This is a genomic window from Planococcus notacanthi (genome assembly GCF_030407825.1).
Taxonomy (GTDB): Bacteria; Bacillota; Bacilli; order Bacillales_A; family Planococcaceae; genus Planococcus; species Planococcus notacanthi.
On record NZ_JASDCQ010000004.1, the window covers coordinates 1 to 14,588 of the forward strand.

The following is a 14,588-nucleotide window of genomic DNA, read 5'->3' on the forward strand; positions in this document are numbered from 1 at the left end:
CGTTAGCTGATCAGTAAGTTTTGCGCGGGCCGTTTGCGCGGCCGTTGCTGTATGTTGACGTTTTGCTGTTCAGTTTTCAAGGTTCAGTTTGTCGCGTTCACTTGCGACTCAATTAATATACCATGCTTGCATTTAAGAGTCAACACTATAAAGTAGATTTTTGCACAACTTTATTATAACAGAAAATTCTTAATAAAAAGATTACAAAAACGTTACAAATTTGAAAGGAAATCCACTCTTTACATTCAATCTTCCCCCTAACTTTCAATAGCTTCCCACAGCTGGTCAGCAATTGAAATTCCTTCTATAGAAAGCCCTCTAAAATCTTCAGCTTTTAAGTCTTCAAACCTATTTTCCAATAAACTTTCCTCAATTAAAACCTCAACAGATTTAAAGCTCCTTCTATATAGTAGAAAGCTCAGAAATTCAGTCAACTTAAAAAGAAAGAGCCTGCCGTTAAAACCGGCAGACTTTTTTTGCTTACGCTATGAAAATGAAATAGAGAATGAAAATCACAAACAACCCATACATAATAGGATGAACTTGCTTCCCTTTCCCAGCTACAATCATCGTAATCGGGTAGAAGATAAAACCAATTGCGATCCCTGTGGCAATACTATAACCAAGAGGCATAGCAATCATCGTCAGAAACGCTGGAACGGCAATTTCAAATCTCGTCCAATCTATTTTCCCTAAAGCCGAAACCATCAATACACCTACAATGATTAATGCTGGTGCTGTGACTGCACTTGTGATCACTTCAAGCAGTGGGTAAAAGAAAATCGAAACCAGGAAAAGCAGGCCAGTAACAACAGCGGCGAATCCTGAACGGGCACCAGCTGCAACTCCTGAAGTGGATTCAATATAGGAAGTTGTTGTTGACGTTCCGAAAATCGCTCCACTTACTGTAGCAATTGAATCAGCCATCAGCGCTTTGCCCGCTCTCGGCAGTTTATTGTCTTTCATTAACCCTGCCTGATTGGCTACAGCTACTAATGTGCCAGCTGTATCAAAGAAATCGACGAAGAGGAAAGTCAATACTACTACAAGGAACTGAATGTTCATCAATGAACCGAAGTCGTTGAAAATCGGCTCAAGCGCTACACCAAAAGTCGGCGCCATGCTCGGTACGTTGAAATCTACAATAGCGCTCGGCAAATTGACAACTCCGAAAATCATTCCAACTATTGCTGCAATCAGTATTCCAAAAAAGATTCCACCTTGAACGCCGCGGACCATAAAAATGACTGTGACTACCAAACCAAAGATCGCCAGCAACGCTGAGCCAGTCGAAAGATCTCCGAGCCCGACCAAGGTATCGGGATTGCCCACAATAATTCCCGCATTCTGAAACCCGATAAATGTAATGTAAAGCCCAATGCCGGCACCTACAGCATATTTCAATTCAGCAGGGATAGCATTGATGATCAATTCGCGAAGACCGGTTAACGTAATGAGAATAAATATAAGACCGGAAAACAGTACGCCTGTCAAAGCAGTTTGCCATGGAATCCCATAAGTCAGAATAACCGTATAAGCAAAGAATGCATTTAAACCCATCCCTGGAGCAAGCGCAATTGGATACTTTGCCAGGATCCCCATAACCAGACAACCAATCGCTGCAGCCAAAGCTGTCGCCATAAAGACAGCGCCATAATCCATCCGTAAAGCATCATCAAGATCCGGAACTGATTCCAACGTTAACGTCAACGGGTTGACGACCAGTATATAAGCCATCGCTAAAAATGTTGTTAAGCCTCCGATAATTTCGCGGCGGTAATTCGTCCCCAGTTCTTCAAACTGAAAATACTTTTTCATCCTGATTCCTCCGAATGCCTGCGTATAAATTCTACAAAAGAAAAACGCATACAGCAGATTGCCGTATGCGTCCGATTTATCCTTTCACTTGTAAACTGAAAGGCACCCTACTCTTCACTTGAGCGGATTAAAATCGTAGTCGAGTCATTTACGGTAACTCGGTAGAAACTTTCGGGCCATATCCCCGACATTATACGACAAGCTTATTTAATTTCATTTGTAATATATCATGTATAAAATGAATTAACAAGATTAAACACGAACATTTATATAAAATATGCAAATAAAGTTCGTAAAAAAGATGCCAGCTTAGTTAGCTGACATCCTTTGTAGTTTATTCCCATTCAATAGTTGCAGGTGGCTTGCTCGTAATGTCATACAGCACACGGTTGATGTGGTCGACTTCGTTGACCAATCGGACACTGATTTTCTCAAGCACTTCCCAAGGGATGCGTGCCCAGTCAGAAGTCATTCCGTCAATTGATGTGACTGCACGGATACCGATAGCGTAATCGTACGTCCGGGCATCGCCCATAACACCTACACTGCGCAGATCCGGCAACACAGTAAAGTATTGCCAAATATCACGATCGAGACCAGCTTTGCTGATTTCATCGCGTAAAATCCAATCGGATTCACGGACAATCTCCAATTTTTCTTCAGTGACAGCCCCCATGATGCGGATGCCTAGGCCAGGACCTGGGAATGGCTGGCGCCAAACAATTTCGTCCGGCATGCCGAGCTCTGTCCCTAGAACACGTACTTCATCTTTGAATAATGTATTCAATGGCTCGATCAATTTAAACTGCATGTCATCAGGCAATCCGCCTACGTTGTGGTGAGATTTGATGGTTTGTGCGGTTGTTGTTCCACTTTCGATGATATCGGTGTACAAAGTTCCTTGTGCAAGGAAATCCATGCCTTCCAACTTCGAAGCTTCATCATCAAAGACATAGATAAATTCATTGCCGATGATTTTGCGTTTTTTCTCTGGATCCTTAACGCCTTCAAGTTTTTTCATGAAGCGGTCGCGTGCATCGATTTTGATGACGTTCATGTTGAATCCGTCAGCAAAAGTTTTCATAACGCTCTCGGCTTCTCCTTTGCGAAGTAAACCATGATCCACGAACATGCACGTCAATTGATCACCAATCGCTTTATGAATCAACACAGCCACTACGGATGAATCTACTCCACCACTAAGTGCGCAAAGAACTTTTTTGTCGCCGACTTCTTCACGAATCTTTTCAATTTCCAAGTCGATGTAATTTTCCATCGACCAGTCATCAGTCATGCCACAAACGTCGTAGACGAACTTGCGCAGAAGATCGTTTCCGTAAATCGAGTGACGCACTTCCGGGTGAAATTGAACACCGTAGAATCCGCGGCTTTCGTCAGCCATTGAAGCGATCGGACAGCCAGCACTTGTTCCAATCACATCAAATCCCGGAGGTGCAGCAGTGACCAAGTCACCATGGCTCATCCAGACAATCTGCTCTTCCGGAAGGTCTTTGAAAATCTTGCTCTCTTTCGTCAACTTAAGCTCAGCTTTACCGTACTCGCGGTTTTGGGATTTCTCCACATTTCCTTTCAAGTGCAACGCCATCAGCTGCATGCCATAGCAAATCCCCAAAATCGGCAAGCCCATTTCAAAAATCGCTTCATCGATAGAAAAAGCGTTTTTATCGTAAACAGAATTCGGGCCGCCAGAGAAAATGATTCCCGTAGCGTTCATATCTTTGATTTCTTCAGCTGTGACAGTATGTGGATGAAGCTCACTATAAACACCAATTTCACGGATGCGGCGAGTGATCAACTGATTGTATTGACTTCCGAAATCCAAAACGACGATTTTTTTCTGCTCTTTCAACATTGGACTAACTGGCAAAACCTTCACCTCTTCTATTCAATTCAGGTCTCAAAATAGCAAAAGAACGCGAAAATTGGACCTCGCGTTCTTCTGCTCTACATCAAAAAGGCGAATGCACATGTCAAAAAGCATGCGTCATCCACCTTCATAGTCAAGTCATTTCCGGGGACTTGGTAGAGACATCCGATCCATATCACCGGACATATATGAGGGCACCTGTAATCTTTAATTTTCTCAATTGTACAAGCTACATGCTGTAAAATCAACCGCTTGTCCGATTGATTAAATTTTCCCAACTTTCCCTTAACTTAAGCCAGTCAACAGATTCAGCATTGCCTCCATAAACTGCACGTTCATATGCTTCGGTCAGCTCAGTCATTTCCCGTGTTCCAAAAAACGAATCAATGTATGCGGCATAGGATTTCAAGGTTTGGCCCGGCCTTCTATGGATGCCATACAAATCCAATTGCTTCAAAAGCCGCAAATACGCTTTTTCAAATTGTCCACTCCCACCACCGCTTTTCCGGTAATAGGAAACCAGTAGCTTGGGCATCCATTTACGGCGAATCTTAAAGAGAACGGATGCAGCAACACTCACTCCAAGCAATCCCCAAATCAATTTCCAGCGATTTTCTGAAATGAAATCTGCAACGCGATCTCCAAATGAAGGACCGGCTGCAACAGCCGTTTCTTCTTCCTCAGCTGTTTGAGGATTATCTTCAAGGGGAAGTTCTTCTGGTTCAGGCTGTACCGGATCTTCCGCATCCAGCTCTAAATCGAAATCGATGGAAGCAGCGCCAGTAAAGCCGATAGTCGGTTCGAACAGCATCCACCCGACCCCAGGCATATAGGCCTCTACCCAAGAATGGGCATTATTGTTCGTCACTTGATACGTATCAATCTCGCCAGTGGTCCCGATCAGTTCTCCTTCATTGAAGCCTTTGACCCAACGGGCAGGAATATCCAAAGAACGCAGCATCACTACCATGGAACTGGAAAAATTATCGCAATACCCTCTTTTGGTTTCAAATAAGAACTGATCTACATAATCCTGATCAGCTTCAGGTACAGGAATATCGGATTGGCTGTATTCAAATCCGGAGATACTGAAATAACGTTCTACAGCACGTGTTTTATCATAGACAGTTTCTGCCCCTGCCGTAATTTCAGCAGCCAGGTTTCTGACGCGTTCCGGCAGTTCATTGGGCAATTGCAAGAAACGGTCGAAATCGCCCGAAAGCTCTGCTAAATCTTCATCGCTCGTTTCCCGTAATGCAGTTAAACTATAACTGGGCTCATTGAAAGCTATTTCATACACTTCAGGCTCAAATTCCTGTCCATTCTGATAGGTTTCAAATCGTTGATCTGCCGGGCTGTATTGATAATCCGGTGATTCTTCCATGAAAAAAGAAGCAGTCCCATAAGGATAAAGAACAAACGGAAAATCTTGCTCCATCGACAAGATAGCCAAATCCAGTTCTTCTTCAGCCGGATCAAAGCCGGTATCAACCGTTTCGTCATTGCCATAGAAGATGGACTCATCTACGTTTTCGGTTAATTCCCATCCTTTTGTCGTGTACACATCTTTCGACTCGACTTTCCAGTACTGCCCTTCTGATACCTCTGCATGAAAAGCTACAGTATCGTCACCAATAAAGGATCCACCGAGACGCGAATCATCGACTCCGTATCCGATACGGCCAACATTGCCCCCCATCCCCGCGCCTCCTTGTCCGGAGAATGAAGTGATAAACGGCACAGGATCAGGCCAAATCGGGCCGGCTTTAGGCAGGTACAAGGCTAAAGCCGTCGATACTGCCACCACTAAAACCAGGGGCACGGCAAAGGCAGCCAATTTTTCCGTCCGCTCCAGAATGCGGTGCCCTTCCATCCAACGGGCCAAATGCAATAATCCGGCTAAAAGCAGGCCGATCACCATGATGCGGACAATTGCCGCGTCTCCGGAATAAGGGCTGAACGTATCCAGGACTGCTATGAAAATGACCGTCAGCAAGTAAAATAAAAAGATGCTTAATCTGAAACTTACCCAATAATGAATCAAATAAATAGCCATCCATAATAAAGTGAAAAATAATACCGTACGGAAAACATCCGTTGTCCGTGCCCAATTTTGAGACATCAGAGCAGTAAAATTAACACTGAAATCCGTTCGAAGAAATGAAATGGCTTCGCCGGTAAAGAACAAATTCCCTGTATAGACGTAGACAATGAACCAGAGAATATAGAGAATCTTGATGGGTCCTGAAAACCACCAAGGTGCTCTCAAAAAAGCCATTAATAAACCGGCAGCGATGAAAAACAGAAACAATGCTTTATGGCCCGTTTCAGTCAGCACAATGACGGGCGTCAGCCATTCGGCAAGCATTAGAAAAACCAGCACATACAAAACAGCCATGAACAGTTTGTTTTTTCTTATGGAAGTCATTGTCTGCTCACCTCCGTAAACACCGCTGCAAAGTTCTCTGGACTCACACGCCTGACAATAAATCCTTTCGAGCGGGCAAACTGGTGCACGTCTTCATCTTTTTTACTTAAAGGTTCACCTTTATTGGCGATGACCAGACAGGTACAATTGCTGAGGCTTTTCGCATTTTTTCGGATGGCCTGAACCATATCTACCGACAATTCGCTGGTCACGTAGAGCAAACTTGATGTATTCATCCGCTGAAGCTCGCGGCCAATGGCCTGTTCTGCCGGCTTATCCAAGTCATCTTGTACTTTGGCTAAATGATACATGACCCGCTGCAAATGCTCTTCGGTTTGGATAATCGGGAAATAATTTCGAGTGTGTCCGACCGATAGATACGCGACGCTCGAATTGGCGCGGACGATTGACTGCAGGATTGATGCCACAAGCTCCACCTGCGACTCGAATTTTTCTGAATTTCTGCGGTCATCCAGCAAAAATAAGTCCTGCGACTGGCGGTCTTCGAATTCTTTCGTCCGCAAAGTTTGGGTACGCGCGTATGATTTCCAATGAATCCAGGACACTCGGTCCCCTGGCTGATAATCACGGATTCCGCTTGCCATGGTGGTATCTTTTACCAGCGTAAAAGGAGCAGCCGTCGATCCTTGATCATAACGGGATTCCATGGGACGATAAGCGATTTCTACAGTATTTGGATACACTAGCACCGTTTGTTGAATCGGCAAAAGGCGGCTTTTTTTCACCCACCCAAAAAAATCAGCAATTTCCAGATGAACACCCTCCAACACATGCTCACCTCTCGGCATCTGCTCCACAGCATATGTCCAGGAAACCTTTTTCCGAAATCCAGGGACAATCATTTTTTGCTGTTGGCCAGCCAACCTCTTATTCAAGGAAGGCGAATTGGTTTGTTCGCTTACCACTGTATAAAGCAAAGGGAAAGGGTACTTTCGGTAAATCGTGGTAGTGGCGGAAAAATCCCCCCCTTGTCTAACCTGGGCAGTATGTATTTCCCGATTGGCTTCAACGTCTTGCAAAGGATAGAAAGTAAGCAAAATTGAATACACAATAAATGGCAGCGCCATATAAAAAATGAACCAGCTGACAAATCCTCCTTGAAACATGGCAAAAGAAAAAGTAAGGAAAAGAAAGAACACCACAAGAATCAGCCGGCCTGAAAGACCCGTAATTTTTTTCAACCGATTCATTGGCCAACAAGCCTTTGGACAGGCACACGGGTTTTCGCTAAAATACGTTCAGTAATTTCTTCGGCGGTTATTCCATCATAACGAGCTTCCGACCGCAGCATGATGCGATGGCCGAAAACAAACTTCGCCAAATATTGCACATCATCAGGCGTTACGTAATTTCGTCCTTTCAATAAAGCATAGGCTTGGGAAGCTTTCATGAGTGCGATGGATCCACGCGGGCTTACCCCCAAATAAACATAGGAATCTTGACGGGTCTGTCTGGACAAATCAACAATGTAGCTGCGGATGGTTTCGTCCACTTTGATCGTCTTCACCTGTTCCTGCAGTTCCAGCAATTCATTGAGCGAAATGACGGAAGTCAGTTCTTCAATCGGAGCAGCAGACTGCGCGCGGTTCAACACTTCCATTTCTTCTTTAGGCGTAGGATACCCCATCTTGATTTTCAGCAAAAAGCGGTCGAGCTGCGCTTCCGGCAACGGATAGGTCCCTTCATATTCGATAGGGTTTTGTGTGGCCATGACAAAGAATGGTTTAGGAATCTGCATTGTGACACCATCAATGGTCACAGAAGCTTCTTCCATCGCTTCGAGTAGGGAAGATTGTGTTTTCGGGGAGGTTCTGTTGATTTCATCGGCTAAAATGATGTTGCCCATAATTGGACCGGGCCTAAAATGGAATTCCATGTCTTTCGGGTTATAAATGGAGACACCGATTACGTCCGATGGAAGAAGATCGGGTGTGAATTGTATGCGCTTAAAATCTGCTCCTACAGATTTTGCCAATGCACGGACCAACATCGTTTTTCCAACACCGGGAACATCCTCAAGCAGGACATGGCCATGCGACAGCATCGCGACAATGCTGAGTTCAGCAATATTGCGTTTGCCGATGATGACTTTTTCGATATTATCAATTACCTGTTCCAATCGCTCTTTTGCGTTCATCTATGGTTCCCCCAATATAAATCAGAAAATGTTTGAATTGTCACAATCTTATCGTAATCATAACGAATAATGGACAAGAACTCAACTACACGGATTGTTTCATCGGACCTTTTTCCCAAAGAAAAAGCAGGGACTCCCAAAGGATCCCTGCTGTTCTTCACTTTTTCCAAAAATCATCAAATATTGTAATCGGCAAATGGCGTTTATGCTGCGTTCTCAAATAATAACCTTCCAATTTTTCCTGAGCATCTGTTGGGATCTTTTTGCCTTCCAAATAATCATCGATCATGTCGTAGGTTAATCCAAGAGCCACTTCATCTGGAATTGCGGGTTTGTCTTCCTCCAGATCCGCAGTCGGGATTTTCGTGTACAGATGTTCCGGAGAACCGAGTTCCTTCAGCATTGCCCGCCCTTGACGTTTATTTAGACGGACTAACGGCGTCACGTCAGCAGCGCCATCTCCGAATTTCGTGTAAAATCCAGTGATGGCTTCCGCTGCATGATCCGTTCCCAATACAACTGCATTATGTATCGCCGCTACTGAATATTGGGCTTTCATCCGTTCACGCGCTTTTTCGTTGCCTTTAATAAAATCGGTCAACTCAATACCGGCCGCTTCCAACGCGCGGTCACTGGCATCAACAGCTTCTTTGATATTAATGGTGTACACTTTCGTCGGCTGAATAAATTCCAGCGCATCTTTCGCATCGTGTTCATCGAATTGGACGCCGTAGGGCAATCGCACTGCGTAAAATCCGTACGTATTATCCCCTGTTTCTTCATTCAACTGATCGACAGCCATCTGAGCCATCTTTCCAACTAATGTAGAATCTTGTCCACCTGAAATCCCCAATACATATCCTTTTAAAAACGAATGGTGCTTCAGGTATTCTTTCAAAAATGAAACGGTACGCTCGATTTCTTCTTTTGCTTGAATGGAAGGCTGAACTTTCAGCTCTTCAATGATTTGCTGCTGTAAAGTAGACATTTGACTCCTCCTCAGTCTCCGATATAGTCATGAACCGCCTGCCGAACCTCTTGAATGTTCTTCATCTTATTGTCCCAACATTTCTGGCTGAGATCCACTGGATATTCCTCAGGGTTCAATGAGCGCTTGTATTCATCCCACAACAGTTCCATGTTTTGAATCCCGTAGAGCTGCATTTCCTTAAGGCTTGGATTGTCATAGATAACTTCACCATTTTCAATGACTTTCTGATGAATGTTGACTGCATCGAAATTCGTTACAAATTTCGAGACAAATGTATGGACTGGATGGAACATTTTCAAGCGTTCCTCAGAAGCAGGATCTTCATCTTGCATGGCAATGTAATCACCTTCTGATTTCCCATTTTCCCTATCTATGATTCGGTAAACGTTTTTCAATCCGGGTGTGGTAACTTTTTCTGCAGTTCCCGAAATTTTAATGGTATCTTCCATTTCGCCGTTTTCATTTTCAATGGCCACAAGTTTATAAACAGCGCCCAGAGCCGGCTGGTCATAAGCAGTAATCAGCTTTGTCCCAATTCCCCATGCATCGACACGTGCGCCTTGCGCTTTCAAGTTCAGTATTGTGTATTCATCCAAATCATTGGATACCACGACTTCAGCATCAGGGAAACCGGCCGCATCCAACATTTTTCTTGCCTCTTTAGATAAGAAAGCAATATCTCCACTGTCCAGGCGAATTCCCTGGAAGTTGATCTGGTCGCCAAGTTCCTGTGCCACTTTTATGGCAATGGGCAGGCCTGATTTCAAGGTATCGTATGTATCGACTAAAAAGACGCAGTTTTTATGTCGCTTTGCGTATGCATGGAATGCTTCGTATTCATCTTTGTAAGCCTGCACCATTGAATGGGCATGCGTTCCTGCTACCGGAATTCCGAATTTTTTCCCTGCACGTACATTACTGGTCGCTTCAAGACCGCCAATGTAAGCTGCACGCGTTCCCCAAATAGCCGCGTCCATTTCCTGTGCGCGTCTTGTTCCAAATTCCATTACCTTTTCATTTTTCACAATTTGCTTGATGCGACTCGCTTTCGTCGCAATCAAAGTTTGGTAATTGACGATGTTTAACAAGGCCGTTTCGATCAACTGCGCTTCGACAAGCGGAGCTTCCACACGAATCAACGCTTCGTTTTGGAAAACCAATTCACCTTCAACAACCGAATAAACAGTACCCGTAAATCGAATGGTACGTAAATACGCAATAAAATCTTCTTTATAGCCCAGCTCTTCGTGCAAATATTTCAAATCACTTTCCGTAAACTTGAAGTTCTTCAAATAATCCAGCACACGTTCCAACCCAGCAAAAAGTGCATAGCCATTGCCAAACGGCAATTTGCGGAAAAACAATTCAAATACCGCTTTCCGATTGTGCATGCCATCCGCCCAATAAGCTTCCGACATATTGATTTGATATAAATCTGTATGTAGCGCCAAACTGTCATCCGTATAATGCTTATCCATAAGAATCTCCTTCTTCCGCATCCGTAATGCCTACAATTATACACCAATACTGGTGTGACAATAAATAAAAGCTATTTGCCTGCTTTTTAATTGGTTTGGGGGCATATGACCAAAAGGCAATCGATTTCGTGTTATACAGTTTTGGTAAGCATCCTGCAGACTAACTCTTTGACACCCATGAATAAATGTGAGATACTGAACTAGTTAACACAAAGGTAACTGGTAAATTTTGATAATCTGGCATTCTACTATAGAAGTTTTTGAGAATACTTATTCACACTGGCGCGATTTAAGGATCGCAAGGACGTAAAAGAAGGTAGGGTTTACGTTGCTTAAGTTAGAAAGCAACCAGTGGAACAATGACCGCGGTACTGGAAGTAACACTTTCAATGGAAATGATTCCCCGATAACACGGGTTGAAAAATTGAGTCAAAATAAATTATAGTTACCTTAAACAAACAAAGGGATGTCCTCTACACAGAGGGCATCCCTTTTCCAATTCCATGCGTTAGTACTTCAGCGCTACATTTTTCAAGATGGTGTAATTGCGCAAAGCTTCGAGCCCTTTTTCACGGCCAAATCCACTTTTCTTATAGCCGCCAAATGGCATTTGAACCCCGCCGCCTGCACCGTAATTATTGATGAACACCTGGCCGGCACGAATTTTGCTGGCTATACGATGGGCCCGCGCTCCATCTTTTGTCCAAATTCCTGTTACCAATCCATAGTCTGTGCCATTAGCCAGATCAATCGCCTGCTGCTCTGTATCAAATGAAAAGGCAGCTACCACCGGCGCAAAAATCTCTTCCTGCGCGACATAGCTTTTCGGAGCCAGGCCATCGATGACGGTCGGCTGGAAAAAGTAGCCGTTTTCAAGGCCGGCAGTTTCCTGCCGCTGTCCTCCTGTTAGGAAAGTTGCCCCTTCTTTATTGGCGACATCCATGAAATCCAGAATTCGGTTGAATTGTTTTTCATTTAAAATCGGGCCCAAGTCAGGGTCATCTACTCCTTTTCCGATTTGGATCGCCTGCATTTTTGCTACAACTTTTTTCAGGAATTCATCCTTAATCGATTGCTGCACCAGAAGACGTGAGCCCGCTGAACAGGTTTGTCCCGCATTTTGAATGATGGACCGCACAACCCAATCCACCGCTTCTTCCTGATCACAATCTTCGAAGATGAGGTTCGGTGATTTCCCGCCCAACTCCAACGTCACCGGCTTTACATTTTTAGCCGCACCCATCATGACGGCCGATCCTGTTTGGACAGAACCCGTGAAGGTAATGTGGTCAACATCCGGATGTTCGGAAATTGCCGACCCTGCTTCAAAACCATAACCTGTCACCAAATTGAATACGCCTTTCGGCAAAGCAGTTTTATCAAAGATCTCCGCCAGTTTAATGGCAGTCAACGGGGTATCTTCCGCTGGTTTGGCAACAACGGTATTGCCGGTTGCAATCGCAGCCGCCGTTGAGCGGGAAATGATCTGCAGTGGATAATTCCAAGGAATGATATGGGCAGTAACGCCAATCGGCTCCCGCAAGGTATAATCCAGAATCCCCGGTTGAACTGGTATGGTTTCCCCGAAAATTTTATCCGCCATTCCTGCATAGTACTCGAAATACAGCGCCGATGCCTCTACATCTTTACGTGCCTGCGTTAATGGTTTTCCGGTATCCAAGGTCTCCAGCAAAGCGATTTCTTCCGCATCTCTCCTCAATGCGTCAGCCACTTTATGCAGAATCCTCCCTCTTTCAATCGGGGGAAAGGATTGCCATTCCTCTGATTCAAACCGGTTGCGTGCCGCTTGGACCGCTGCGTCCACGTCCTGTTTTTTGCCTCTTGGAATTTGCGCCAGCACTTCGCCGGTACCCGGATTTATTGTTTCAAAATGTTCCTCTTCGTTACTGTCCAGCCACTGGCCATTGATATACATCTGTTGTTTTTTCACGTTTTTCACCTCTTTCCAATTAAATTCCGCGTCCTCCATCAACGTTCACTACGCTGCCCGTCATCATTTTCGCCAAATCAGAACTTAAGTATAGAACACAATTGGCAATAGCCTCAGGTGTAATCAATTCACCGAGGGGCACACTTTTACGGAAAATATTTTCTTTTGCTTCGCCTTCATTGCCGCCGGCTGTGGTGAATTCACCCAGCATTTTAGTATCGGCTGGCCCTGGATTGATGGCATTGACCCGTATGTTATACGGAGCCAATTCAATCGCCAGCGCTTTCGTCAAAGAAATCGTTGCTCCCTTAGAAGCTACATATGCATTCAATCCTGGTCTTGGCCGATCCACGGACACCGATGCGATGTTGATGATGGATCCGTTTTTTTGCTGTTTCATATAAGGTACAACCGCTCGGGAAGTTAAAAAGACCGCTGTCGAATTGATGGACATGATACGCTCCCAGTCTTTCAATGAAACTTTTTCGATATCTGTTGCCGCTTGGGCAATGCCGGCGACATTGGCCAATACGTCAATCTGACCGAAAGTTTCCGCTGTTTTTTTTATAGCCGATTCGACACTTTCCTCGTCTGCCAAATTTCCTTGTATAACCAGCAATTGTTCAGGATATCGAGATTCCAGTTCGACTAGGCCGGCAGTTTGAATATCGATCCCCGCCACTTTTGCGCCTTGTTCAAGAAATTGTTCGACAACCACTTTTCCCATTCCGCCTCCTGCGCCTGTTACAATCGCCACTTTCTCATTTACATTCATTTGAGTTCCTCCGCTTCTATTTAACAATCAGCTGTTGAACCTTTTCCGCAATCGCCGAGCCAAGCTCCTGCGTCGTTGAAGTTCCGCCTAAGTCCGGCGTCAGTACCCGGCCTTCTTGCAATACTTGTTCAATGGCATCGACAATTGCCGTGGATAGATCCGGCCGTCCCAGATGATCCAGCATTAGAGCGGCTGACCAAATTTGTGCAATCGGATTAGCGATTCCTTTTCCAGCAATATCCGGTGCTGATCCATGAATCGCTTCAAACATGGAAGGAAATGTCCGGTCCGGATTGATGTTGCCTGACGGCGAAACACCTAAGCCCCCTACTAAAGCAGCTCCAAGATCCGTCAATATGTCTCCGAATAGATTCGATGCCACCACTACTTCAAACGATTCCGGACGCATCACGAAATAAGCTGCCAGCGCATCGATAAAATTGCTTTCGAGTTCAATCTCGCCATAGTCTTCTGCTACTTCCTTCACGACTTCATCCCATAACTTCATCGAATGGATAATGGCATTGGATTTCGTGGCGCTTGTCACCTTTGATTTTTTGTTTTTTCTGGCATATTCAAAGGCATATTTAGCGATGCGTTCTACACCTTGCTTCGTAATGACAGTGTTTTGAATGGCCATTTCTTGGGACTGCTGTTGATAAAGCCGTCCCCCGATATTTGAATACTCTCCTTCCGCATTTTCACGGAATACCATAAAATCAATGGGCTGTTCATTTTTCAAAGGAGATTCAATACCCGCCAAGCGTCTGATGGGGCGCATATTGACATATTGCTGAAAGTTTTTCCGAATGGGCATAATCAATTCCCAAATGGTGATTTCATCCGGCACCCGCTTATCTCCCACTGCTCCAAATAAAATGGCATCAAAGCTTTTCAATTGATCCAACCCATCTTCCGGCATTATCCGACCGTGTTCCAAATAATACTCACTGCCCCATTCGAATGGCCGAAATTCGATTTTAAAATCAGGATCCTGCTGTTTCAGCGCTTCCAGCACTTTGATAGCTTCGGCAGTTACATCCGGTCCGATTCCATCCCCCGGAAGAACCGCTATTTTATACGTTGTCATAAACTCTCCCC

10 protein-coding genes and 2 riboswitches are annotated in these 14,588 nt (G+C 44.7%); all 10 genes read right to left on the reverse strand.

All coding sequences use genetic code 11. The annotated features are described in order from the left end of the window. Window positions 1–480 precede the first annotated feature (480 nt). The 10 genes from QMA01_RS13440 to QMA01_RS13485 all read right to left on the reverse strand — a co-directional run bounded on the left by QMA01_RS13440 (window position 481) and on the right by QMA01_RS13485 (window position 14,577). The gene (locus QMA01_RS13440; RefSeq protein ID WP_290215192.1) at window positions 481–1,818 is read right to left on the reverse strand and encodes an NCS2 family permease; all 1,338 of its coding nucleotides are present in this window, start codon (window positions 1,816–1,818) and stop codon (window positions 481–483) included. A gap of 116 nt (window positions 1,819–1,934) precedes the next feature. After that, window positions 1,935–2,036, reverse strand: a riboswitch (purine riboswitch). A gap of 116 nt (window positions 2,037–2,152) precedes the next feature. Beyond that, complete coding sequence (guaA, locus tag QMA01_RS13445) at window positions 2,153–3,691, reverse strand: glutamine-hydrolyzing GMP synthase (protein WP_290215429.1); 1,539 nt, start codon at window positions 3,689–3,691, stop codon at window positions 2,153–2,155. 125 nt (window positions 3,692–3,816) lie between these two features. Further along, a riboswitch (purine riboswitch) is annotated at window positions 3,817–3,918 on the reverse strand. A 32-nt stretch (window positions 3,919–3,950) separates the two neighbouring features. After that, window positions 3,951–6,134, reverse strand: a complete 2,184-nt coding sequence (locus QMA01_RS13450; RefSeq protein ID WP_290215193.1) for a transglutaminase domain-containing protein — start codon at window positions 6,132–6,134, stop codon at window positions 3,951–3,953. Further along, on the reverse strand, window positions 6,131–7,345 hold the full coding sequence (locus tag QMA01_RS13455) for a DUF58 domain-containing protein (protein WP_290185784.1): 1,215 nt from the start codon (window positions 7,343–7,345) through the stop codon (window positions 6,131–6,133). The genes QMA01_RS13450 and QMA01_RS13455 overlap by 4 nt, the downstream gene beginning before the upstream one ends. Continuing rightward, the gene (locus tag QMA01_RS13460) at window positions 7,342–8,292 is read right to left on the reverse strand and encodes an AAA family ATPase (RefSeq protein ID WP_191716083.1); all 951 of its coding nucleotides are present in this window, start codon (window positions 8,290–8,292) and stop codon (window positions 7,342–7,344) included. The genes QMA01_RS13455 and QMA01_RS13460 overlap by 4 nt, the downstream gene beginning before the upstream one ends. 157 nt (window positions 8,293–8,449) lie before the next feature. After that, on the reverse strand, window positions 8,450–9,280 hold the full coding sequence (nadE, locus tag QMA01_RS13465; RefSeq protein ID WP_290215194.1) for an ammonia-dependent NAD(+) synthetase: 831 nt from the start codon (window positions 9,278–9,280) through the stop codon (window positions 8,450–8,452). Between the two features lie 11 nt (window positions 9,281–9,291). After that, window positions 9,292–10,761, reverse strand: a complete 1,470-nt coding sequence (locus tag QMA01_RS13470; protein WP_290215195.1) for a nicotinate phosphoribosyltransferase — start codon at window positions 10,759–10,761, stop codon at window positions 9,292–9,294. A gap of 508 nt (window positions 10,762–11,269) precedes the next feature. Further along, entirely contained in the window at window positions 11,270–12,712 is a 1,443-nt protein-coding gene (locus tag QMA01_RS13475; RefSeq protein WP_290215196.1) for an aldehyde dehydrogenase family protein, read from the reverse strand. A 19-nt stretch (window positions 12,713–12,731) separates the two neighbouring features. Next, window positions 12,732–13,487, reverse strand: a complete 756-nt coding sequence (locus QMA01_RS13480; protein WP_290215197.1) for an SDR family NAD(P)-dependent oxidoreductase — start codon at window positions 13,485–13,487, stop codon at window positions 12,732–12,734. A 16-nt stretch (window positions 13,488–13,503) separates the two neighbouring features. Next, entirely contained in the window at window positions 13,504–14,577 is a 1,074-nt protein-coding gene (locus QMA01_RS13485; protein ID WP_191716088.1) for a tartrate dehydrogenase, read from the reverse strand. Window positions 14,578–14,588: the final 11 nt, after the last annotated feature.